The organism is Ruegeria sp. AB9 (assembly GCF_056542585.1).
Window position 1 is genome coordinate 1 of sequence record NZ_JBQGAA010000014.1, and the last position, 24,680, is coordinate 24,680.

Below are 24,680 nucleotides of genomic sequence, written 5' to 3' on the forward strand. Positions count from 1 at the left end.
GTTGGGTTGTCCCGCTGTCCGGTTGGGTCGTCCCGCTGTCCGGCTGGGTTGTCCCGCTGTCCGGCTGGGTTGTCCCGCTGTCCGGTTGGGTTGTCCCGCTGTCCGGTTGGGTTGTCCCGCTGTCCGGTTGGGTTGTCCCGCTGTCCGGCTGGGTTGTCCCGCTGTCCGGTTGGGTCGTCCCGCTGTCCGGCTGGGTTGTCCCGCTGTCCGGCTGGGTTGTCCCGCTGTCCGGTTGGGTCGTCCCGCTGTCCGGCTGGGTGTTCTGGTTGTTCCCTCCGGTAGAAGCAGACCCAACCCAGTTGTCGTAAGAGAACGGGAACTGCTGTGCCAGATCCGAACCCGCATTCAGGTTATCGATGATGCTGCCCGGTTTGACGACAAACTGGTTGTATCCGTCCTTCGCACCCGTCGCGTGATAGGTGAACACGCTGTCATAGTCTTGGGGCTTGACCAAAGCGTTGTCTGTAACGTTCCAGTCCGACTGCCCGCTATATCCGGATATGGCGGACACGACGTTCTGCTGGATCGTGACATCCTGCGAACCGCCGGACACGAAAACCTTTGGAACCGATACGCCGCCGGTCAAAGCGCCGGGCACCGCCAGCACGGTGTTGTTCGCGATTGTCAAGTCCTTTGCACCCGCCACCGAGATGCCATGCGTATGTGCATTGTAGATCATGTTATCTTCGATCAGCACATTCGTGTAGAACATGGCCGGGTCACCGGGATCCGAGTGACCGCTTCCCATAAAGATCGACTGGGCCCAATCCCCGGATCCCATGTCGATGACGTTGTTGCGGATCGTGATGTCACTGCTGGGGCCCAACAGTTTGGAAAACTGAATGAAGTCGCCGTGGTCCCCGGAATTCAGCGAACGCTCAAAATCATGGATGTAGTTGCCTTCAATGACAACGCCCTGAACGCCGTCAACATACATACCGTCCGAGCGGATCGAATGTATGTCATTGCCCGTGACCGCCACATTGCTGCTGGACCCGATATTCATCCCCTTGAGCCAGTCAAAAAACTCGTTGTTCGAGATGGTCACATCAGAACTGGTGCGGACCAGCAGGCCCATGCCCCATCCATAGCCATCATCCGTCGCCGAAACGCCCGAGGCCCAGTCGCCCGAGAACGTGGAGTTGTCGATGGTGATGTTCGAGCTGTTGTGAATCTGGAAGGGCTTATAGCTTTTGGCCTCACCGCCAAAAGTATAGTCGAAGTTCATATCCTCGAACGTGATATTCGACGCACCGTTCAGATACATCGACGAGATTGTGGCCGGCGCGTTCGCGTCCGCCGATTTGATCGTGACGGTTGACGCGTAGCTGGCCCCGAGATTCAGCGCGCCATAATCGCCTGCTGCAAGGAGGATGGTTTCACCCCCCGATACCTGCGACAGAGCCTGGTTCAGCTCTGCTGCGGAAGTTACTGTGATGGTCTTCGACATCTTTCACCTGTGTTTCCAAACGCGCTTACCCAAAGCGCAGAAGATCCCGCTCACCCAGGACGGATGGAACAGTCGCACAAGGGCGACAGATTGGCCGGAATATGGCTATGTTTGGAAACTGTTGCCTGTATTGGGACAATTCTGCCCCATTGCCTTCATTTCCGAGTGAACTCGATACTCGATACCGGGAATTGTTCCATTTCCCTTAGCGGTTGCCAGAGGATTTGCCTAATTGATTCCCCCATCGCAACAATGGACACCAAATCGCCATAATTCAGGCGTGTCCTCGCGTATTTACGCCGGGCATCGGCAATGAGTTGCTGGGTTCCGCTACGTCACCCCCCCGGAAACTCTTGCTGCGCGCGCCATGTAGCCTCACATCGATACTAATAAGGAGTTTTGACGGGGTGAAACCGGGCAGTGGAACACAACTAGGATTCTCTACGCCGCCACTCATTGCGTCGACAGGCATCGGGACGGCACAGGCTGATCATCGAAAACAATCGCGCCCCGGGGAAGCGGGCGCGTATGTGCACTTCGCTCTGTCAGAAAACTCTAAAACCGCAAGATCAGACCAATCCTAGAGCCCCGCCCCATTTGTTTCCCTTCTCACGACAATAAGCCCGATTTTCCTGCACAAACGGATCGAAAAAATGGCGGCTGTACCTTGAAACCTGTGAATTGCGTTCATTTGCCAAAAAAATTTGCGACAATGCCACAGCCTGGGTGTATAAATTACTAATGTTGGTTTCCCTGACTGGTTGTACAGGGCAGCGTATGAGTTCTTAGAGTTATCCGAATGAGATGATCTTATTATGATCGATATTGAGGCACGCCACGAAGTCCAGGGTGGCAGCAACCGCAACTTTGGATTTGTTTTTGCCGCTGTCTTCACCATCATTGGTCTTTGGCCGCTGATCCATAGCGGGAATCTGCGGTACTGGGCGCTTGCGATCGCGGCCGCGTTTGTGCTGATCACCCTGCTGCGCCCATCGCTGCTGTCGGGGGCAAACCGCCTGTGGACAAAGTTCGGCCTGCTTCTAGGCGCGATTGTTGCCCCCATCGTTATGGCTTTGGTCTACTTCCTGACCGTGACGCCAACCGGGCTGATCATGCGCGCTTTGGGCAAAGATCTTTTAAGGCAAAAACTAAACAAAGATACGAATACATATTGGATTGAGCGCACGGAAAATGTGGGCCCAATGAAAAATCAATTCTAGGAGTGTCGGATGTCGTTTCTCGCAGAAATGTGGCAATTTCTCAGAATTCGAAAGAAATTCTGGCTGCTTCCGATCCTCATCATGATGGTGATTTTCGGTGGGCTGATCGTGCTCAGCCAGGGGTCGGCCATCGCCCCGTTCATCTATACTCTGTTTTAGGTTCGAACCGTGACCGCAATTCTCGGAATCTCCGCATTCTATCACGACAGCGCCGCGGCCATTGTTGTCGACGGCACTTTGGTTGCCGCCGCGCAGGAAGAACGTTTTACGCGCAAGAAGCATGATGCGGGCTATCCGTTTCATGCAATCGAATACGTTTTGGCCGAGGCCGGACTTAAAATTGGCGATGTCGATCACATCGCCTTTTACGACAAGCCGTTCCTGAAGTTCGAGCGTCTGCTGGAAACATATGTCTCTTACGCTCCGCGCGGGTTGAAATCCTTTCGGATGGCGATGCCGGTCTGGCTGCGTGAGAAGCTGTTTCAGAAAGACCTGCTGGCCCGCGAGCTGCGCCGCCACGACCCCGAGTTCCGCCCCGGCGACCGGTTGATGTTCAGCGAGCATCATTTCAGCCACGCCGCCAGCGCGTTCTTCCCCTCGCCTTTTGAAGAGGCGGTGGTGCTGACGCTGGATGGTGTCGGCGAATGGGCGACGACGACCCTGGCCATCGGGCGCGGGCGAGAGTTGAAGATCGAAAAGGAAATCCATTTCCCGCATTCGATCGGCCTGCTCTATTCCGCGTTCACCTATTACACGGGCTTCAAGGTCAATAGCGGTGAATACAAGGTCATGGGGCTGGCCCCCTACGGCACGCCCCGCTTCAAGGATGTCATCCTCGAGCACCTGGTCGACCTGAAGGAAGACGGGTCCTTCAGGCTGGACATGCAGTATTTCAACTATGCCGTTGGCCTGACCATGACCAACCAAAAGTTCGCGGACCTGTTTGGCGAACCTGTGCGGCAGCCGGAAAAAGACCCGCTGACCCAGTTTCACATGGACATCGCGGCCTCGGTTCAGGCCGTCACCGAAGAGATCGTTCTGCGGCTGACCCGCTCGGCCGCGCAGGAATATGGCATCGACAATCTGTGCATGGCCGGAGGGGTGGCGCTGAATTGCGTCGCCAACGGTCATATCCTGCGCGACGGCGCGTTCAAGGATATCTGGGTGCAGCCTGCCGCCGGGGATGCCGGCGGTGCGGTCGGGACCGCTTTGGCCGCCTGGCACACGGAACTGCAGAACGAGCGTCAAAGCGACAGCGCCTCGGACAAGATGAAAGGATCTTATCTGGGTCCGGAGTTTGCGCAGGATGACATTGAACAGCGCCTGACCGCCATCGGTGCAAAATACGAGACATTCGAGACCGACGCCATGATCGCCGAGGCGGCAGCGGCGCTGGTCGACGGCAAGGCGCTTGGCTGGTTCCAGGGCCGGATGGAATTTGGACCCCGTGCGCTTGGGGGCCGGTCGATCATCGGCGATCCGCGGTCCCCGTCGATGCAAAAGACGCTGAACCTCAAGGTGAAATACCGCGAAAGCTTCCGCCCCTTCGCCCCATCGGTCCTGCGCGAAGATGTAAATGACTGGTTCGAGCTGGATTATGACAGCCCGTATATGCTGCTGGTTGCGGATGTGCAGGAAAAGCTGCGCCGCGCGATGACGGCCGAGGAAACGCAGCTTTTCGGGATCGACAAGCTGAACGTTGTACGCTCGGACATTCCGGCGGTGACGCATGTCGACTATTCCGCCCGCGTGCAGACCGTGCATGCCGAGACCAACCCGCTGTACCACGCGCTGATTTCCGAATTCAAACAGCGCACCGGGTGCCCGGTTCTGGTAAATACCTCCTTTAACGTCCGGGGAGAGCCGATCGTATGCACGCCCGAAGATGCATTCCGCTGTTTCATGGGCACGGATCTGGACATGCTGGTTGCCGGTCGCTGCGTTTTGCGGAAACCCGATCAGGACGAAGCGCTGAAACAGGATTACAAAGAAGCGTTCGAGCTTGACTAGCGCTGGCATCTCTCATCGCGTTGGTCCCGGCGCGTTCAACAAGTGTCCGCCTGATTTCGATGCATGAGACAGAAATGATGCTCGCCCGATCCAAATTCGACTACCGGAAGCTGCTTGGGGTTCTCCTGGTGGCTGCGGGTGTGGTTTTCAACAAATGGTCGGTGCAGGCATTGGTCGCCTCGGACGGGCAGATAGATTCCGAGTTGATCATCTACGCGATCATCGGGATTCAGATTCTGCTGGGAACTGCAGGGCTGTCTTTTCTGAACCTCGGGCGTCAGCGCCTGTGGCTGGGTCTGATCCTGCTTGGCTTTGTTCTTTATGTCTGGGCAGCGACGCGCCAGCCCACCGAAAGCTTTGAGCATTTCTTTCTGGTCTATCTGCCGCAGAGCTTTTACCTCAACCTCCTGCTCAGCATGGCGGCGCTGCTGGCCTATGTTTTCACAACCCGGACTGACCAGCGCCGGGACATCGCCCAGAACGTTGCCCTAAGCGTTGCGGCATTTGGATTTGTTGCCCTGCTGATCGAACTGCCCGCCCTGACCGGCATCATCGACTACCGGCAGGTCTTTATCCCCAAAGGGGTTGGTCTGACCGGTCCCCACAACCGGATCTACGAACCGGGTGGCTTTTTTCATCGCCCCCCAAACGACCAGTACAGCGAGGTTCGGCCGGGGGATTCCGTGTTAACGCTGGGGGCACAGACGAACCGCCTGTACGAGGCGGACTATACCTATGATCAGAACGGTTTCCGCAACAGCACCCCAATCGCAAACCCCGATCTGCTGCTTGTCGGCGACAGCTTTATCGAAGGGTACAAAGTCGGCCAGGATGCGACCGTCACCGAGCAGATCATGGCCAGCTCGGATTATACGGCCATAAGCCTCGCCCAAAGCGACTACTCGCTTTACCACGGGCTAAGCGCGATGCTGCATTATCTGGAAGGGTATTCGCCCAAGGTGGTGGTCTGGTTTCTGTTTGAAGGCAACGATCTGCCCTACTTCCCGATCAGCCATGACAAGTTTGTAGCCCGCAGCGCGGCCTCCGCCGGACCGGCCCGGTTCAGCGAGCGGTCGTTCTTTGGCAGCCTGTCGTCCAGCCTGGCCTCGTGGAGTTCGCTGGCAGCCCGCAACCTGCAGCAGGACAACTATGCGCGGACCCGGTCCGGCAATTTCCCTGACGCGGCGTGGTCCGATGAAACGGCCATGTATTTCGACTATGGCCCGCCTGAACGGGCCGAGGCGCGCCTGCCCTATCTGAAGGACCTCTTGGCACAGGGGGATGCGCTGGTTCGGGAAAACGGCGGGACACTTCTGGTCGCGCATATTCCGATGAAAATAGATGTCTACCGCGATCTGCTGGCCTTTCCCGATGACAGCATCGTGCAGGATTGGGTGCCTTTGGAACTGGCAACCGAGCTTCAGGCATGGGCGGGTGAGAACGGCGTAAACTACATGGATTTAACGCCTGCCTTGCAGCAAGCCGCCGCTGACGGGACATTGGTCTACTTTCTGGATGATGAGCATTGGACCCCCGAGGGGCATCAGATCGTCGCGCGGACGGTCCTTGATCACCTGACGACGAAAGGCTGGTTGGATTAGGGTGCTGGTATGAAAATTCTTTCCTTCAAATCCGGGCATGATGGGGCAGTTGCAGGCGTTGACGCACCCAATCAGCAGCTGATGTTTTCCTATGAAGCCGAGAAAGACAGCCTGCCCCGAAACTCGCCCATCGACCCGAATACGCTGCTGGACGCCGGGCTATGGTTCAACGAACTGCCGGACGTTCTAGCGCTGAGCGGCTGGTCGACGCCAGGCGAAAGCCATACGGTCATATCGGGGGCCGGAAGTTTCGGTATCGACGAAAGCGCGGCCATTGTCGGGACAAAAAACTTCTTTGGCAAACGGCTGGATTATTATTCCTCCTCACATGAACGCTCGCTTATCTGGGCGACCTATGCGATGTCGCCCTTCGAACAGGGTGAGCCGTGTTATGTGCTGGTCTGGGAAGATGAGCTGGGCGATTTCTATGAAATCGACCGCGATCTGAAGATACATCACAAGGGGCGGGTGCTGGCCGCGCCCGGACGCCGGTTTTCCTTTCTCTACGCGCTTGCGGACCCCGCTTTTTCGGGACCGGGCAAGACACTGGCAAAGGACTTTTCCAGCAAACTGCAATCCGCCAGCGCCCATGGGGACGCAACCGCCACTGATGACGATGCCAAGGGTTTGATTGACGCGCTTTTAAACAACAGCGCAGAGTCCGGTTTCCTGAACAAGGAGACATTCAGAGACTCGCCCTACCACAACATCGGCGTCGCCTCCCCAAGGTTCCACAACCTTGCAGCCAAATATTCCGACGCGGTCTTTTCCCGCTTCCATGACTTCGCCAAGGCCAATCTGACCAAGCGCTACCCGCTGCTGATTTCCGGGGAATGCGGGCTGAACTATCGCTGGAACACGCGCTGGCGCGACAGCGGCCTGTTCCGCGATGTCTTTATCCCCCCCTGCACCAATGATTCAGGCTGTGCAATCGGCACGGCGGTCGATGCCATGCGCCATTTCACGGGGCGGGCCAAGCTGGACTGGACAGTATATGCAGGCCAGCCTTTCAACGACGACCGGGTCGAGATGGAAGGTGTCACCAGCCGCGAGTTGAACTTAAGCGAAGTCGCCGCCGCATTGCAGGACGGAATGGTCCTCGGCTGGGTCATGGGGAATTGCGAAATCGGCCCGCGGGCGCTGGGAAACCGATCAATCCTTGCGGCACCTTTTTCGACCGAAACACGCGACCGGGTGAACCGGATCAAAGGCCGCGCGGGCCCCGCGCCGGTGTCCCCCGTTTGTCTTGAGGACGACGTGTCGAAACATTTCGACTGGTCAAGCCCCTCGCCACACATGCTGCATTTTCAGCAGGTGACCGACCCAAGGCTTAAGGCCGTCAGTCACGTGGATGGATCAGCCCGGGTGCAGACCGTGACAAAAGACCAGAATGCGATGCTGTATGACCTGCTGACTGAATTCAAAGCGACCAGCGGCGTCGGCGTCCTGTGCAACACGTCGCTGAACTTCAAACGCTCGGGCTTCATCAACAAAACGAGTGATCTGTATAAATTCGCGCGCACTGTCGGGCTTGACGGTTTCGTCGCCGGCAGATCGTTTTACCGGTTCTAAAAGGCGCTCGCGGGCTGGTGAAGGTGCCGTCATAGACAAGGCTTTTGCATGCCCGTAATGTTTTCCTGCCGCCAATGTTATGAAGAGCAACCGCCCATGCGACGCACATACATCTCTGTTGGCCTCTTGTTTTGCTCCATTCTTCTGTTGATGGCACCGGCAACACCGTTGCTTGCGGCCCCGGCCTGCAATGGGGTGAAAGCCGCATCGGCACCCCAGAACAGTCAGATCATCCATGACGCACAGGGCCTCTCGCGGGCGCTCGGCACGGCCAGCGGCGGCGAAACTATCGTGCTGGCTGGCGGAAATTATGGCGCTTTGATCGTCAGGCAGGCCTTTAAAACCCCTGTCGTGATCCGGTCCGCAGACCCCAACTCACCCGCCTGCTTTACAGAGCTGCGCCTGAAGGGCGTCGGCAATCTTGCGCTGGATGGGCTGGTGTTCGACTATTCCTACTCGGCTGGCGAAAAACACCGCACCAATTTCTTCAGCATTGGCAACAGCCACAACATCACCATCACCAACTCCACGTTTGACGGGGATTACAACGCGGGCATCGGACATGGCCGTGGTTTGCTGATCATGGACAGTTCCAAAGTCACCATTGCAAACAGCACCTTTCGAAAATGGTGGAAGGCGCTGACCGGAATTCACTCGACATATCTGACGCTCAGCCGAAATCAGTTTTACGACATCCGGGCCGATGGAATGGCCTTTAGCGGAATGGATGATCTGGTTATCGAGTACAACCGGTTCCACACGTTCCGGGGTGGCAACAGCCGCGACCACCGGGACATGATCCAGCTTATGCGGACCTCGAACCGGGGCAGTTCAAACATCGTGATCCGGGACAATATCTTCGACATCGGGGCCGGAGATTATACCCAAACGATTTTCATGGGCAAAAGCGGGAAGAATACAAATGACCCGCTTTTGCGGCACAAGAATGTCCTGATCGAAAACAATGTGATCTACAACGCGCATCTGCATGGCATTTCGGTTCACGGAGCAGACAACCTTTCCATCCGCAAAAATTCGATCATCCGGGTGCGTCAGCCGAATGACGGCAAGGTCACGATCCCACGGATCAATGTCTCATCCTCAACCTATGTCGTGATCGAACAAAATGTTGTCAGCGCGATCAACGGATATCAGAACCAAAAAGACTGGGCGGTGCTCAATAATGCCTTCGTTCAGGACCAGTCCCCATCAAGGCCCGGCTACTATGACCGGGAATTCATCTATTATGCGACCGGAGCCGCCAATGGCTTTCATGAATACGGGGTGCGCCCCGGCAGCGAGGTCGATCGCCTGAATGCCGGTTCCACACTTGTAAAAAATTACCCGACACGGCGTTGAGACGCCTGAATCTAAGTTGTGCTGAGTGAAATGATTACCTTTAAAAACCAACTATATAACAGCTTTCCCCGCCTTGCCACCGAACATCGTCCTGCGGTCCTGTCATGATCTCGGACCTTAAAGACAAAGGCCTGTTTTTCAGGTTCCTCAGCATCAGCGTCCTGGGCACAAGCGCAGATTACCTGCTGGCGCTGCTGCTGACTGTGGCTCTGCTTACACCGCCTGTCCTCGCATCGACCTGTGGCTTTGTCCTCGGCTCGATCATCAATTATTGCGGGCACAATATCGTCAGCTACGAACATACCAGCCAGAGTACGATCTCGGTCCGGGGATACGTGAAGTACTTTCTAGCAGTGGTCTCCTCGCTGGTCGTGCGGCTCGCTGTAGTCGCGGGACTTGGTTATGTCACCGCCCTGCCCTTCTGGTTCATCCTGCTGGTGGCGATTGGCGTATCCTTTGTCGCCAACTATGTGATTTCAACCCTCTGGGTATTCCGCAAATCGGGTTAGGTCCGGCTCGTTCCTGCGCGCCCGGTATAGAACAAAGACCGCCGCAATCAGGCCGAACCCGGCCAGAAGCGCGCCAACCCATTCGCTCCAGTGTCGCGGGAGGGTGATCCTGACATCCGCGTCTGTCGGGGCAAATGTGACAAAGCCGGTTTCCGGGTCCGGGGAGAGTGTCAGCGGGGTTCCATCTGTGGTCTCGGCCTCCAGATGTGACCAATACATCAACGCAACGCGCAGCGGCGTTTCCGGTTGCCCCGGGTCTTCAATGCGAACGACCCATTGGCGCGGGGCCTCCTGAACAGGCTGGATGAAACCGGACCCCGCAGCTTCGATTTCTGTCACAAGCTCCAGCATATGCCGCGACAATCGCCAGATCGGCTGCCCTTCGGCTTTGACGTCTTCGGCAAGCGGGTCAAACACCGGTGGCGGCAGATATTCCGGCGCGCCAATCATCGCAATCGGTTGCCCGCGCGCGGCAATGCCTTTGGTAATGCGGTCCGGCAGCAGCACCCCGACAGCAAGGAAAGAAATCACCAGCCCCCCAATACCGACCCACGAAATCCGGCGCGAACGCTGATCTCGAGCGAAGGCCATGCTGAGCGCGCCAATCGAAAGAGCAAGCGCCAGATCGGAGATCACCGTCAACCGGTAGGGGAACTGAACCTTGGCGATAATCCAGTTCTCCCACAGAACCCGCGAGAGTGAACTGTTGAGCAGGAGGACAAGAATTGCGGGCACCAGCGCCCAGATGATCAGGTTTCTTCTGGTCTCTCCCTGCGTCATCACGACGGCCAGCCCGGCCACGGCGGCGGCGGTCAACTGGCATATCAGAAGGGCAAGCTTATACATGCTGTCGGGCAGGACATCCGCCCCGATCAGGTACCAGCTTTCGGGAATGAGCTCCTTTGTATAAAGGCCTTCGGGCGACACATCCCCAAGCAATATAATAGCTGGCAACCAATAGAATGCGGACAGGGCGATCCCCACAATCCCCATGACCGCCAGCAGGACAAGGGATCGCACAAAGCGGGTGCGATGGATCAAAACCCACGCGACGACGATAACGACCATCACGTGCACGACCAGAAGCAGGGTCGGCAGATGGCTGAGGCCAAGCCCCGCAAGCCCAACCGGCAAGGACCAGACCGGGCGGTGGTCACGCAGGGCCACAAGCACCCCATGCGCAACAAGGGGCACAAAAACATAGGCTGCAAACTCACCCGCCGCCTGACGGACCACCCAGTCGATGCTCACATGATAGGGGGCCAACGCCCACACGAAGGCCGCCGCCAATGCGGGCTTTGGGGGTAGAAACTGTCGGCCAAAGATCCAGAACGTCACACCTGACAGCCAACATAGGAACCCGCCGGACAGCCCAAACAGCACCTGCGGGCTACACCCCGGGCAAAGCCACTGGGCCGGGCCAGCGGCGATGTAGAACGGAAGCGGTGCGTAAAAGAAAAAGTCGAGCCCCCCGCCCCCATCCCAAAGGGCAGGCAGGAACCGCGGGTAAATCGTGCCGCCGCTCAGCGCGTCTGCAAAGGCCACCGTCCAGCTCATGTTGAAGCCGTAGGAATGCCCCACCGGCGTGCCAATCACCGCAAAGATCAACAGGCTGACAGCCAAGGCCGCCAGCGCAGTGAGCCCGATCCAGACATTGCTGTGCACTGACTTGTTTCTCCCTGCTCTGCTGGAACTGAGCCTCAATTCTTCTCGGGTTCCGGGCCGGACCGCGCCGGAACCGGTTGGGCTAAGAGTATCACTGAAAAACAAAAAATACCCGGCTCTTCGCCGAATTCTTTGAACCTGTCGCCAAACCATGATCATTTATTGCCAAAGATATGAAACAAGACATTTGCCACGGTGCCGCTGAACATGAACATACCCACCCCCCAGTCGCGGGCAGCCACAGCCGCCGACCCGGCGACGCCGACGCTGAGCCTCGTCGTGCCCATGTTCAACGAGGAAGACGCCCTGCCCGCCCTGTTCCAGCGCCTTGGGGAGGCAATGGAAAAAATGGGCGAAAGCTATGAAATCATCTGCGTCAATGACGGCAGCACAGACGGCACCGCCAAAGTGCTGGCCAAGGCGCATGACCGCGACGGTCGGATCAAGGTACTGAATTTCTCGCGCAATTTCGGAAAAGAAGTGGCGCTGACGGCCGGGCTGGATGCCACCTCGGGCGCGGCCGTTGTTCCGATTGACGCGGATCTGCAGGATCCGCCCGAACTGATCGCAGAGTTTCTGAAAAAGTGGCGCGAAGGGTATGACGTGGTTTATGGCGTCCGGCGCAATCGTGACACAGACACCGTCCTGAAGCGCTGGTCGGCAGCGAAATTCTACCGGACAATCAATCGGTTATCCGGCGTGAGCATCCCTGCCAACACCGGGGATTTCCGCCTTATGGACAGGCGCGTCGTTGGCGCAGTCGGTCGGTTGCGGGAACGCAACCGCTTTATGAAGGGGCTTTTTGCCTGGGTCGGGTTCAGCCACGCCGAAGTCTATTATGACCGGCCCGAGCGCATTGCCGGAGAAACCAAGTTCAACTACTGGCGGCTGTGGAATTTCGCACTGGACGGGATCACAGGGTTCAGCACGGTCCCGCTGCGGATCGCCGGCTATATCGGAATGCTCACCGCCATCGGAGCAATATTTTACGGCATCTTTCTGATCGTGCGGACGTTGATCTACGGTATTGATGTTCCGGGCTATGCCTCGCTGATGGTCGCGGTTTTGCTGATCGGCGGCCTGCAACTCATCGTACTGGGCGTGATCGGGGAATATCTGGGACGCCTTTATGAGGAGTCACGAAAACGCCCGCTTTATATCGTGGAAAGCAGCCTGGGCCTGACGCAGGACAAATAGACCTTTTGAAAGATGCCCCGGCAGAAGATGTGAATTTACTTCAATCGGTTGTTTTTGAGCGGATTGTTCATAATTTGAACACTGCCCACCCAATCCGATTCACTTGCGCCGAAAGACAAGAACCCGCCCGTCTCCAAGCGTGCCAGCAAAGGCGCGTACAAATTCCAGTTGTCCCTCGACATCCGTCTCCAGCCTTGGAATGACACGGAACATCCGGTTCGGAAACAAGACCACCAGCGCCACGGGGCCGGGCTGGGCCACCGCCCGAGCGTAAGCATCCGCATCACCGATAGTTGTCCAATCCGCGCCGAAATGGCTTTCGAAAACCGGACCGCCGGGATTGATGGCATAGATACGTTCGGACGGCCCGCGCGTTTCTTCCACAAAAGCGAAAGCCCCGGCCAGGTCCTGTTTCGGGGCATCATAATTGCGCTGCACCAGAAACAGGGACGCGACAACCATTGCCAGAACACCTATGGCAAACAGCACCTGACCGAGCTGCGGCCGTCTGAACAGCCGCGCCACCAGACCAGCCCCATATCCGCAGCCGACAACGATCAGAACGATGACCGGACCGATATCGACAAAGAAGAACCGCGGCCAGATCCGCATATCAAGCGACATGAGGATGACCAGCGTCACCGCGATATGCATCGCAATAGACACGAAAAACAGCGGCTGCGCCGAATGCATCCCTATTGCGCCAAAGACAAGGGTTACCAGCCCGGCGACAGCCGCGATCTGCGTCAGGAAGCCGGTGTTTCCGATTGTGGTTCGCAACCCCTCGACCATGGTCCAGACCGGGTTTTGATACACCTGCATCTTGTCGACGGCGGATGTCGCTGAAATCTCACCCATGGTGTCCAGAAGACTGGGCAAAATCGGCAGATAGACCAAAAAGGTCAGAACCAGCGCGATGGCAACGCCGATCAGCGGCTGCAGCACCCATTCGCGGCTTAAGCCGTCCCGCCCAAACCCGGTCACCAGCGAGATCAGCCAGACAAGCCCCAGCGCAACAAAGAAAAACGCGCCGGTCAGATGCGTGAAAACAGCGGCAGCAGCGGTCAGTCCGAAGGCGATCCAAGTTCCCATCGTTGGGCAGCGCATACCCCGCAAAAAGAAGATGAGGCCAAGCACACTCCAGAAAGCAAGTTCGGTATATCCACGCGCGTTCTGTGAAAACCAGACCTGATGGTAGGACAGGGCCACAAGCAGAGCGGAGATATGCGCAATCCTGGTATTGGCGACCTCTTTCGCCAGCCACCAAATCGCGGCGACCGTGCCGACGCCGAATAATACCGCCGGGAAACGATAGGCCCAGGCTTCCTCCCCGAAAATCTGCGAGAACAGCTTGGCCTTCATGCTGAAGAAGTAATGATGGTTCATCGAGTATTCGCGCATCATGTCGCCCCAGGGCAGGCGAACATGCGTGTCGACGGTCCAGATCTCATCATACCAAAGCGGTGTGTTCAGCCCCGCAGTCCGCAGCACCGCAGCGAGCAGCAGAATGAACAGAAGAATTGCCAGATCATTGCGGCCAATCGCGGGGGATGGCAGGGTCATGTCAGATTCTCCGATCACACTCGCATCTCCGGGCACCAAACCAATCCTGACCTTGCGCGGGCCGGGCACAGCCGCCCGCTGAAACCTGCCCGATTATCCCCGTTCCCAGGCCCTGCGTCGAAACGAATGTACCGGCGCCAGCGCATTTTGATGTGAACTGTCTCTGGATTACAGACATTTTCAACACAGAACCCGGGTTGTTGAAGGGTTGGGGAGTTCGACCTCAATGTACAAGCACCACGCATCAGTTCTGCAATAGATGCTGATCCAGCAGGACCGGCATAATCCAGTTTGCGCCAAACTCGCTCAGATGATCGTCATCGCGGTAAAGGGGGCGGCCATCCAGTTGGATACGGCAGAACTCATCGCATAAAATGTCAGCCGGACGGGCCAGCGCTGCATCGAACTCCCGACCGGCTGCCGCCAGAATTGCGTAAGAGCGGGTGTTGCGGTGATCAAACTCTTCCCGTGACGGGGGCACGCGCAACCGGGTTCCGAACGCGGCGCTGCCTGCGATGGCGTCGGGAACGTTGAACCCGATCTCTGGGATCGACCCGACGATAAGAACCTCAATGCCACGACTTTTTAGCCGCTCAAGAAGCCGTTTCAGACCCTGTTCCACGTGTCTTGGATTATCCGCAATCCCAGTGGGGCGCTCATCAGTTGCTGCCAGAACGGCTGATTTACCCTCTTCCCCCGACACCCGAACGCCCTCCGTCGCCAAAGCCCAACGCGATGCTACGACAACGGCTTCGAGATCGGGCAGTTGTTCGATATAGCGCACCACCATTTCGTTATAGGTGTCACAGCCATGAACGGGGGCCATGTCGGCGCGGCGAACCCCCAGCAGCGCAGGACAGCCAAATTTAACAAAGGCTTCCCCCGGTATGTCGTTGTCTTTCAGCCAAGAATCGATGCCGGGCAGCAAGGACCCTGCGTGGGAATCCCCCCACACGACAACACGGGGGCCTGCATTGGCCTGAACAGGCGCCCCTATCTTGCAGGGCTCCCCCCCTTCAACCCACCGTCTGCAGGCATCCATCAGGTAGTGGGATTCCTTGAACTTGTTCATTTTGGCCGCCAGTTCGGCGGGAACCCGGCTTGGGACGCCTTCTTTCGCCACCAGTATAACGGCCAGCCCCAATATAAGCGCCGCCCCGGTGCCTGCGCCCGCAAAGATACGGCTCCTTGAAAACCCGCCCTTGCCTGCGGGAATGCGGAAGGGCCGCTCGATCAGGTACAGGCTTGCCGCCGCAAGCAGGACTGACAGCAAAACACAGGCCAGTGCTGTCATCACCGGCAGATCCGCACTGCCGTTTTGCACCCGTGCCGCGACAAGGATCGGCCAATGCCACAGATACAGCGAATAAGAGATCAACCCGATCCAGACGACTGGGCGCAAAGCCAGCAGCCTGCCCGCAACCGAGGTGCCGTGCATCCCCGCCCAGATCAAAAACGCGGCACCGGCGCAGGGCGGCACGGCCATCAATCCCGGGAAGGGCGTATCCTCCGAGATCAGCACAATGCTGCCAGCAATCATGATCAGGCCGATCAGCCCGATCGCCTCGGCGGTCCACGGGCGACGGAGCGCCGGAACAGCCCCTATTGCCAACAGCGCCCCCAACCCCAGTTCCCACACCCGCATCGGCGTGAGGTAGAAGTTGGCAATTGGCGCGGCAGTCGTCGCCCATATCGAAAACCCCAGAGATATGAGTGAAGTCAATGTAATCACGCCGACCCAAAAGCGGCGCGATTGCTTCGTCATCAGCCACAGCAATATTGGAAATCCAAGATAGAACTGCTCTTCAACCGCCAGAGACCAAGTGTGAAGCAGCGGTGCCAGCTCGACCCCTCGGCCAAAGTAGTCCCCCGCCGCGCCCCAAAACCAAACGTTAGACACAAAAAGCAGTGTTGCCGCTGTGGATCTTGCAAGCGCGTCGTACTGGCTGGGCAATAGCAGAAACCACCCAACGGCCAGACAGGCGACAAGCACGGTAAAAAGCGCCGGTAGGATGCGTCTGGCCCTGCGTTCGTAAAAGGACAGCAACGAGAACTGATCGTCGCGAATTTCCCGCGTCAGAATTCTGGTGATCAGAAAACCGGAGATGACAAAAAATATGTCCACACCGACGAACCCGCCCGGAACCGCGGCAAAGCCAGCATGGTGCAGGACAACGGGAACGACGGCGACAGCGCGAAGCCCGTCAATGTCCGGTCTGTAGGAAATTTTCGACACACCGTTCACATAAAACAATTAACCCGATAAATTTTCACCACTTCAATTTACGTCAATCAGCTTTCAGGGTGCATTTTTTGGGTCTGACTGCAAGTCTCGCGCGCGCCTGCCCAAGGGCCTGCTCGCTTATTTCAGCAAACCGTCCAGATAGGCACCGTATTCGTTCTTGGCGAACATCTCGGCCCGCTGGCGCAACTGTTCCTCGTTGATCCATCCCAACTGCCACGCGATCTCTTCCGGGCAGCCGGTTTGCAATCCCTGCCGCTCTTCCAGCGTCCGCACGAAATTGCCCGCATCTAAAAGGCTTGCATGGGTGCCGGTATCCAGCCAGGCATAGCCGCGCCCCATAGTTTCGACCCTAAGTTGGTCTTTTTCCAGATACATCTGCAGCAGGTCGGTGATTTCCAACTCGCCCCGAGGGGAGGGTTTCACCTGCCTGGCGCGCTCTGGCGCGGTGCCGTCCAGGAAATACAGGCCCGTCACCGCGTAATTCGAAGGGGGCTCAGACGGTTTTTCGATGATCTCTTTCGCGCGCCCATCCGCATCGAAGGCGACCACGCCATAGCGTTGGGGATCGGCCACGTGATAGCCGAACACCGTTCCGCCCTCGGCCTGTTTGTCCGCTGCGGCCAGCAGTTTTGGCAGGCCGTGACCGAAAAAGATGTTGTCCCCCAGAACCAGCGCTGCGGGTGCGCCCGCCAGGAACTCTTCGGCCAGAATGAAGGCCTGCGCCAGACCGTCGGGGCTGGGCTGCACCACATAGGTCAGACTGACCCCCCACTGGCTGCCATCCCCCAACGTGCGCTTGAACTGGTCCTGATCCTGCGGCGTTGTGATCACGCAGATCTCTCGAATGCCAGCCAGCATCAGCACCGACAGCGGGTAATAGATCATCGGCTTGTCATAGAGCGGCAGTAGCTGCTTCGACACGGCCATCGTGATCGGATAGAGGCGGGTGCCCGATCCGCCCGCAAGTATGATGCCTTTGCGTGTCGTCATGATGCGCCTTCCAAATCTCTCAGAATATCACGTAACCCCTGCCGCCAATCCGGACGGCTAATGCCAAAAGTTGTTTCCAGTGAGGAGCAATCAAGGCGGGAATTCAACGGTCGCTGCGCAGGTGTGGGATAATCGCTGGACGGGATGTCCGTCACCTTACAATCAGTGTCTAATTCAGTGAAAATTGCACGCGCGAACCCGGCCCAGCTGACATCCGGCGCGCCCGCAAAGTGGTAGATGCCGGTCTTATCCGCATCCTCGGCCAGTTGGCGCGCCATCGACAGGCAGGCCGCCGCGATATCCCGCGCCGGGGTCGGGCCGCCGATCTGGTCCGCCACGATGGACAAATGATCCCGTTCGCCCCCCAGCCGCCGCATCGTCTTGACGAAGTTGCTGCCATGGGCCGACGCCACCCACGAGGTCCGCAGGATGCCATAGGTGCCGCCCGCCTGCGCGATCCCCTGCTCTCCGACCAGTTTCGAGCGGCCATAGGCCCCCAGCGGTCCGGTCGGGGCATCAGGCTTCCAGGGGGCGTCCCCCGACCCGTCAAACACGTAATCCGTCGAAATAGAGACGAAAGGGACACCCAAGACGGCGCATTCCCGGGCCATTGCAGCGGGTGCATCCCCGTTGATGACGGTTGCCAGCACCTCTTCCTCTTCGGCGCGGTCCACGGCGGTATAGGCGGCGGTGTTGATCACGGCGGTTGGCGTTGCGGCGCGGATGGCCGCCACGCAGGTCTCAGGCTGTTCCAGATCCGCCTGGGATCGGTCCAGACAGGTCACATCGTCCAAAGCGGCCAGTTCCCGCGCCACCTGCCCGGTTTTTCCAAAGACAAGGAAGGTCATGCCGTCACGCCCAACCGTTTACCGACGCCTTCGCGGTTTTGCAGCGCCCGCCACCAGCTTTCATTGTCCAGATACCACTGCACTGTTTTCTCCAGCCCCTCTTCGACGCTGACCGAGGGCCGCCAGCCCAGTTCGTCCCGGATGCGGGCCGGATCGATGGCATAGCGCGCATCATGGCCCGGACGGTCGGCAACGAAGGTGATCAGGTCGGCATAGGGCGTGGCCGCGGGGCGCAGGCGATCCAGAATACCGCACAGCGTCTGCACCAGTTGCAGGTTCGAGCATTCGTTTTCACCACCGATGTTATAGCTGCGCCCGACCTGGCCTTTCTGCACCACCAGCAGCAGCGCCTCGGCATGGTCTTCGACGTATAACCAGTCTCTAACATTAGAGCCGTCGCCATAAATCGGCAGCGGTTTGCCCGCCAGGGCGTTCAGGATCATGACCGGGATCAGCTTTTCCGGAAAATGATAGGGCCCGTAATTGTTCGAGCAATTCGTCAGCACCACCGGCAGGCCATAGGTTTCACCCCAGGCGCGCACCAGATGGTCGCTGGCCGCCTTGCTGGCCGAATAGGGCGAGCGGGGATCATAGGGTGTTTCTTCGGTGAACTGCCCGGTTGGTCCCAGTGAGCCATAGACCTCATCGGTTGAGATATGGTGGAACCGAAAACTATCAGGCCGCCCCTGCCCTTCCCAATAGGCGCGCGCCGCCTCGAGCAGCGTATAGGTTCCGGTGACATTGGTCTCGATAAAGGCACCGGGTCCGTCGATCGACCGGTCCACATGGCTTTCCGCCGCCAGGTGCATGATCGCGTCCGGGCGATGATCGGCCAGGGCTTGATCCATGGCGACGCGATCCCGAATATCAGCCTCTAAAAAGGTATAACTGGGGTGTTCTGCCACCCCGGCCACATTGTCGAGGCAAGCCGCATAGGTCAGCGCATCCAGATTGACCACCTGATGCCCATCCGCAATTGCCCGCCGCACCACGGCCGAGCCGATGAAACCGGCCCCCCCTGTCACCAGAAGCTTCACGATGCATCCTCCCAGACAAACGGGCTGTCGAAATCCGCCAATGCGGGGGCGATCTTATCCTTGTCGGACAGTACCGGGTCGCCGGTCAGCCCCCAGTCGATGCCGCAACTGCCCCAATGCACGGCACCGTCGCAATCAGGCGCGTAATAATCGGTGCATTTGTAGCAAATCTCGGTGTCGGGCGCGCGCGTGACAAAACCGTGCAGAAGCCCCTTGGGCACCAGAACCTGTTTGCCGTTCTCTGCGGTCAGATTGACGCCCAGCCATTGTCCGTATGTGGGTGAGCCCTTGCGAATATCGACCACCACATCGAACAACGCCCCCTGCCCGCAGCGCACCAGCTTGTCCTGCGCATGGGGCGGCGACTGGAAATGCATCCCGCGCAAAGTGCCAACACTGGCCGAAACCGAATGGTTATCCTGCACGAAATCCAGGGTAATCCCGTGCGCGGCTAGAGTATTTCGGTTCCAACTTTCGGAAAAAAAACCGCGCTCGTCACCGAACCGCTTTGGCGTCAGGATCAGGACGCCCGGTAAGGCGGTATCTTCAATCTGCATGTACTCAAAACCCGTGTTAACACAACATGTTCATAGCAACTGAATAGGGGGCTGTCATGAAGGGGATACGAATAGAAGAGCCCCTGTTGCACCCAAAGATCAACCCACACTTTGATCACGCAGGACAGGCGGAATGGCATCCGTTCCCGAATGTATCGCGCGCCCTTTTCGGATGCGTCAGGCTGTAACGCGCTTTGTGATCGCCGAGACCAGATCACCCACATTCTGCAGGTTCGCAACCTCTCCGGTGCTGAACTCAAGCCCCGGGAACGCTTTCTCGATGGCGATCAGCAACTGGATGTTCGTCAGCGAATCCCAATCCTCAATGTCTTCGGCGGTGGTCTCGGGACTCAACGTGATCTCGTCATCCTCGAAAACGTCCTGAAAGACCGACGTTAAGCGCTGCCATACCTCATCTTCGGTCACGCAAAATCCTCCACTATATCTATGCTGACGGGAACCGGTTCGAACCCGGCAAGGGTGCGGCCCCATGTTGTCGTGCCATCTTCCGCAACGCCGCCCTTTTCAAAATTGAGATCGGCATAGAGGGTTTCGACCAGGCCGTTCTTTGCCGTTGGCCGATAGATGCCCCTGACACACGAAATCCCGCGGCGCGCGGCTTCCTGCATCAGGTAATTCGCCATCGCAAATTCAGCGCCCCGTTTGAACACGCGGCAGCTCATCAGCCAAAGATCGAGAGTAAGTGTATCGCCGTCCACTGTTCCGGCGGCCACACTGATAAGGCCATTGTCACCAAAAGTGTCCTTTAACCTCATATAGGCGGTAAGGGCGGTGTCGCTGGCGGCGAGCGCCTCGACCTCGGATCGTGTCATCCGCCGAGTGGTTAGGTTGAACTGGTTGGTTTTGTTGATGAGTTGCGTAATCCGGTCCAGATGCTCGGGCTCGAACGGGCGAATCACGGCTTTCTGGTTCAGCGAACGCAGATAGCTGTCATAATCCACCGCGCTCTCCGCAAGTTCCGTACGCGCGCTGTTGGCGGTGTATTGTTCGGATTTCTTGCGGTCCTCGCTGGTGATCTCGATCGTCTCAAGCCAGCCCGACCGGCTGAGAAGATAGGGGTATTCTGAAGGATCATCGCCCAGTTCCAGCACGCGCACCTCCGGCAGGCTCTGCCGCACCAGGGCACGTTCTGCCGGGTTGTCATCGACAAAGACGATCGCGTCGAGTCCGATGTTCAGCTCTTTTGCGATGGCGGCGATGCTGTCGGGCTTGGGCCCCCAGTTCGCCTTGAACGAAACGAAGTCGGCGGATTTCAACGCCATATCATCCAGCGTGTCGAACGGTGCGCGCGCGTTGGCCTCTTCGTTTTTTGAGGCCACGGCAAGCAGGATGCCCCGCGCCTTGAGCTCCAGCAGGTAATTCTGAAACGCCAGGAACGCCTCGCCTTCGGCACTTCCCTGACCAACCTTGATGCCGTTCACCCCGTCATCCCCGACAACGCCGCCCCACAGCGTATTGTCGAGATCAAGCACGATACATTTCGAGGTCTTGCCGTAGATGGCCGCGATGATCCCCGCCGTGTCGCGCACCAGCGGGATCATGCAGTCGAACGACACCGGTTGCTTGGCGTGATACCAGAAGCGGGGGTCGAACCAGCGCTGAACCCCGTGGCGGGCAGACAGAAGTTCCACGTCCAGTATGTGGACAAATTTCGGGGCCCGTTCCGCCAAAAGCTGATTGATCCGCCGCACGAAGCTGGTTCGGTCCCAGGGAAGACGGCGGCTGAGATGACCGGTCGCGGATGTCGGCGGCAGATGCAGGTTGCCGAGTATGATGTCAGCGCTGGTTTCGCGATTGAACGTTGCACAGAGACTGTTCAGCCACAGATCGACAAACCGGTTGGCCAGCATCGCCACATCCGCCTCGGTATCGCCCACAGCAGGCCAGTCCGTGATGTCGGACGGCCCAAGCAGCAGAACCGCGATCTGCGGTGCGAAGCCGACCGTCGCGCTTGCAGGGTCCAGAAGCTCGGCAACATGGGTGTTGAAATCTGGGCGGTGAATGCGGGTGCGCAGGCCAAAGCTGTCAAGCTCGGCGCGCAGAGGCAGCTCAAGAAAATCGGTCGTCGCGCCGCTCAGAAGCGCGATGCGCAATTCATTGCGCCCGTCATCGCCGGTGGCCCGGTCGATCTTGCGCCATTTGCGGCACAAAGAAAGGTAATCCTGGATGGATTCAGTTGCACGCAGCGCGCCCAGAACCTGTGTCCGCGCCGTATCGTTGGCAACATCTGCGCCGGGATATGTATGCCCGGCCTTAACATCTAAAACCACTTACCCACCCCCAAAATCAGGGTACCTGTTCACCCAATATAAGTAATCGCAATAGTATCGGTATCTTATTCTCTTACTTTTATACGTTATGTCAGCAGCGATTGCACCCAAACTATGACGCGATCCGTCAGACGTTGCGATCCTTCCGGTATGGTATGTTCGGCGTCGTGGAACTCATCATCCCGCGCGAAGGTGCTCAGGTCGAGAAACGGGGCCGTCCCGATGCCGTCACGGATCGCGCCGAGGTAATCCTCGTAATCGAAGGTAAACCGGTCACGGGAATATGACCGTTCCGGCATATTGACGACCGCCACGCCGATGCCATGCGCATCGAGGAAATCCAGAAGCTGGCGCAGGCGCATGGTCGCAGCGTCGCCGTTCTTTTGCGCATCCCAGTCAAAAACAGTCTCCCACCAGCTGCCGGACATATAGCCGGCAAGTTCCTCTTCTCTCAGGCCAGTGCTTCTGGAGAATTTATACGGCGACACCAGCCTGCGCTGCCTTTCGATCTGCGATCTCCACATGTTCAGCACCCCGGCTTCGCGCAAAAGGGCTTCGCCGGGGGGCCAGTCCCCGACCGAGTGTCCCAGATATGCCGCCCAGGCGCGCAAGGCGGATCTGAACCGCTCGGGCTGCTTGCCGAGGAAGTCGATTTTGGCCAAAGCGGCCCTAAACAGGGGCTTTTTGTGTATCTCAACCCCATCCGGGCCAGTTGTCACCGACCAGGGACTGTAGGTTTCGACGATTGTCTCAAAGGGCCGCTCGGGCGGCAGGTTGGCAACGAACCGGGGGCCGAGGCCAAGGACGACATAATCCGGCAGCGCATCTTCGCCATAGGCTGCCTCGATCAGTTTCAGCGCAATCATCACGTCTTCGATTGTCCCCAGGCTGAGGCCGCCCTGGTAGACGTGATAGTCGGGAAATGCTTCCTGCATCTGCTCCCACCGCAGATTCTCGCGCACCGTTGAGGGGCCGGTCAGCATCAGGACGGGCTTGTCCCGGTCCGCAAATTGCGATGGCAGCAGAAAGCGGTACCAGCTTTCATGTTTATACGGGAACATGTAAAAACTGCGCTCGGCGCTGATGGCCAGCCATGTCAGCGCCGAAAAGACCAGCGCAACAACAGCCCCAATCGTGCCAAGGGCCGCAAGCGAAAGGCGCAGTTTCCTAGAAACCCGTGTAGACAAAATCAACCTCCGTCGCGGAGAAAACAAAAAGAACACCGACAAGCCCAACGGCGACGAGAACCTTCAGGGTCATCCGAAAGGATCGGTTGGGAAAAAGGGTCGACCACATCACATAAGACCTTTCAAAAACGCAACCACGCTTGGCGTGTCCAGTTGGAAGAACAGAAACGCAAAAGCGGCGGCGTGAAACGTAATCGCCATTCCGACGATCCGTCCGGGCCAGCTTGCCCGGATCTTGCGCAGCCGCTTCTTGCCAAAACGCGCCGTCAGGACATGATCCCATATCCGGTAGATGGCGAGCCACGTCCCGTGCACCAGACCAAAGATCAAAAACCCGATCGTGGTACCGTGCCACAGGCCCGAGACAAGCATCGTCAACATCGCCGCGATGATACCGGCTGCCAGCGGCAGACCGGCGAAAGAACTGGAGCTGAGCGCCTTTTTATACACCGGGTTGAAGACATAATCGGTCAGCCACAATGTCAGAGACCGGTGCTGGCGCAGCCAGAAATCTGCGATGTTTTGGGCGAAATACGGGTTGTTGAAATTCTCTGGCGGGCGAATGCCCATCAGACTGCCGATGCCGATCACGACATCGCAGTAGCCCGAGAAATTCATGTAGAGAAAAAAGTAGAACGCCGCCAACTGAACCCAGAATTCACCCGGGCTCAGCGCCAGAACATCGGTGTTGGGTTGCAGCGCGAAGCGGAAAAAAAGCGTTCCGATGACGTAAACTTTGACCAGCCCCCAGAGTATCCTCAGCCCGGCGTCAAGATGGGCTTCATACGTCATCTCGATGGCGCGGCTACGGTCTTCCCATTGATCGCGGAAATCCTGATACCGCTGGATCGGACCCATCATGAACGTGGTGAATGCCAGTAGGTAGTTGGGGTAAATGGCGGGATCGATGCGGTCGATGACACCCGACCGGGCATCGATCATCACATGCAGAATCCGGAACAACAGAAAGCTCAGGCCGACTGTCTGCAGAAAGGACAGGCGCGCCGGGTCAGGCAGGAACAGCCCCAGAAACTCGTAATCCAGCATGTAGATGAAAACGAGGATCAGCAGGGTCGCCGACAGGATTGCCCCCCATCTGGACGCCGTCAGATGCACGCGGGTCAGACCCCATCCCAAACCGGCAAAGAGCAGGGTCGAGGCCAGACCGATTGGACCGAGAAGCGCGAAAACGAATGCGATATTGGCGCTCAGAAAGCCAACGGTCCGCACAAGCCCGGTCGAAGACGCAACCAGGATGATGGTAAACGCCGAAAACAGCAGGAATTCCCAAGATAGCAGATCAATGAACATAGCGCTCTGGAATAAAACTCAAAAAAGAAACTCGTAACCCTTTCCCACGTGTCGGGGCCTGAACAAAT

General features: G+C 58.0%; 20 protein-coding genes. 8 read left to right on the top strand and 12 right to left on the bottom strand.

The window, feature by feature from the left end:
* A partial coding sequence (locus ACR0K5_RS20410; RefSeq protein WP_480631378.1) for a right-handed parallel beta-helix repeat-containing protein occupies positions 1-1,450 on the bottom strand: 1,450 nt, incomplete at its 3' end.
* An 815-nt stretch (positions 1,451-2,265) separates the two neighbouring features.
* Here ACR0K5_RS20410 and ACR0K5_RS20415 point away from each other — a divergent pair.
* The 7 genes from ACR0K5_RS20415 to ACR0K5_RS20445 all read left to right on the top strand — a co-directional run bounded on the left by ACR0K5_RS20415 (position 2,266) and on the right by ACR0K5_RS20445 (position 9,721).
* Positions 2,266-2,670, top strand: coding sequence for an SxtJ family membrane protein (locus ACR0K5_RS20415; RefSeq protein WP_480631379.1), 405 nt, complete (start codon positions 2,266-2,268; stop codon positions 2,668-2,670).
* Positions 2,671-2,679: 9 nt separating this feature from the next.
* A complete protein-coding gene (locus ACR0K5_RS20420; protein ID WP_480631380.1) occupies positions 2,680-2,829 on the top strand; it encodes a DUF5989 family protein in 150 nt (49 codons plus the stop codon).
* A 9-nt stretch (positions 2,830-2,838) separates the two neighbouring features.
* A complete protein-coding gene (locus ACR0K5_RS20425) occupies positions 2,839-4,680 on the top strand; it encodes a carbamoyltransferase family protein (RefSeq protein ID WP_480631381.1) in 1,842 nt (613 codons plus the stop codon).
* Between the two features lie 59 nt (positions 4,681-4,739).
* Positions 4,740-6,281, top strand: a complete 1,542-nt coding sequence (locus ACR0K5_RS20430) for an alginate O-acetyltransferase AlgX-related protein (protein ID WP_480631382.1) — start codon at positions 4,740-4,742, stop codon at positions 6,279-6,281.
* A 9-nt stretch (positions 6,282-6,290) separates the two neighbouring features.
* The gene (locus ACR0K5_RS20435) at positions 6,291-7,853 is read left to right on the top strand and encodes a carbamoyltransferase C-terminal domain-containing protein (RefSeq protein WP_480631383.1); all 1,563 of its coding nucleotides are present in this window, start codon (positions 6,291-6,293) and stop codon (positions 7,851-7,853) included.
* A gap of 96 nt (positions 7,854-7,949) precedes the next feature.
* Complete coding sequence (locus ACR0K5_RS20440; RefSeq protein WP_480631384.1) at positions 7,950-9,212, top strand: right-handed parallel beta-helix repeat-containing protein; 1,263 nt, start codon at positions 7,950-7,952, stop codon at positions 9,210-9,212.
* A gap of 104 nt (positions 9,213-9,316) precedes the next feature.
* A complete protein-coding gene (locus ACR0K5_RS20445) occupies positions 9,317-9,721 on the top strand; it encodes a GtrA family protein (RefSeq protein ID WP_480631385.1) in 405 nt (134 codons plus the stop codon).
* Here ACR0K5_RS20445 and ACR0K5_RS20450 read toward each other — a convergent pair.
* Entirely contained in the window at positions 9,689-11,386 is a 1,698-nt protein-coding gene (locus ACR0K5_RS20450; RefSeq protein ID WP_480631386.1) for a hypothetical protein, read from the bottom strand. The genes ACR0K5_RS20445 and ACR0K5_RS20450 overlap by 33 nt on opposite strands.
* 207 nt (positions 11,387-11,593) lie before the next feature.
* Between ACR0K5_RS20450 and ACR0K5_RS20455 the strand changes: the two genes are divergently transcribed.
* Complete coding sequence (locus tag ACR0K5_RS20455; protein WP_480631387.1) at positions 11,594-12,583, top strand: glycosyltransferase family 2 protein; 990 nt, start codon at positions 11,594-11,596, stop codon at positions 12,581-12,583.
* Between the two features lie 99 nt (positions 12,584-12,682).
* Here the strand turns inward: ACR0K5_RS20455 and ACR0K5_RS20460 are convergent, their stop codons facing one another.
* The 10 genes from ACR0K5_RS20460 to ACR0K5_RS20505 form a co-directional block, all read right to left on the bottom strand.
* Entirely contained in the window at positions 12,683-14,146 is a 1,464-nt protein-coding gene (locus ACR0K5_RS20460; RefSeq protein WP_480631388.1) for a glycosyltransferase family 39 protein, read from the bottom strand.
* A gap of 244 nt (positions 14,147-14,390) precedes the next feature.
* A complete protein-coding gene (locus ACR0K5_RS20465; RefSeq protein WP_480631389.1) occupies positions 14,391-16,382 on the bottom strand; it encodes an acyltransferase family protein in 1,992 nt (663 codons plus the stop codon).
* A 126-nt stretch (positions 16,383-16,508) separates the two neighbouring features.
* Positions 16,509-17,381 carry a glucose-1-phosphate thymidylyltransferase RfbA gene (gene rfbA, locus ACR0K5_RS20470; protein WP_480631390.1) on the bottom strand — a complete coding sequence of 291 codons (873 nt, stop codon included), beginning with the start codon at positions 17,379-17,381 and terminating at the stop codon, positions 16,509-16,511.
* Entirely contained in the window at positions 17,378-18,229 is an 852-nt protein-coding gene (gene rfbD, locus ACR0K5_RS20475) for a dTDP-4-dehydrorhamnose reductase (RefSeq protein WP_480631391.1), read from the bottom strand. Before rfbD ends, rfbA begins: the two co-directional genes overlap by 4 nt.
* Complete coding sequence (gene rfbB, locus ACR0K5_RS20480; RefSeq protein WP_480631392.1) at positions 18,226-19,266, bottom strand: dTDP-glucose 4,6-dehydratase; 1,041 nt, start codon at positions 19,264-19,266, stop codon at positions 18,226-18,228. Before rfbB ends, rfbD begins: the two co-directional genes overlap by 4 nt.
* On the bottom strand, positions 19,263-19,823 hold the full coding sequence (gene rfbC, locus ACR0K5_RS20485; RefSeq protein WP_480631393.1) for a dTDP-4-dehydrorhamnose 3,5-epimerase: 561 nt from the start codon (positions 19,821-19,823) through the stop codon (positions 19,263-19,265). The genes rfbB and rfbC overlap by 4 nt, the downstream gene beginning before the upstream one ends.
* A 177-nt stretch (positions 19,824-20,000) precedes the next feature.
* A complete protein-coding gene (locus ACR0K5_RS20490) occupies positions 20,001-20,249 on the bottom strand; it encodes an acyl carrier protein (RefSeq protein WP_480631394.1) in 249 nt (82 codons plus the stop codon).
* Positions 20,246-22,114, bottom strand: coding sequence for an HAD-IIIC family phosphatase (locus ACR0K5_RS20495; protein WP_480631395.1), 1,869 nt, complete (start codon positions 22,112-22,114; stop codon positions 20,246-20,248). Before ACR0K5_RS20495 ends, ACR0K5_RS20490 begins: the two co-directional genes overlap by 4 nt.
* Before the next feature lie 86 nt (positions 22,115-22,200).
* Complete coding sequence (locus ACR0K5_RS20500) at positions 22,201-23,301, bottom strand: hypothetical protein (RefSeq protein WP_480631396.1); 1,101 nt, start codon at positions 23,299-23,301, stop codon at positions 22,201-22,203.
* A 108-nt stretch (positions 23,302-23,409) separates the two neighbouring features.
* Positions 23,410-24,612 (bottom strand): MBOAT family O-acyltransferase, encoded by a 1,203-nt coding sequence (locus tag ACR0K5_RS20505; protein WP_480631397.1) that lies wholly within the window; start codon positions 24,610-24,612, stop codon positions 23,410-23,412.
* Positions 24,613-24,680: the final 68 nt, after the last annotated feature.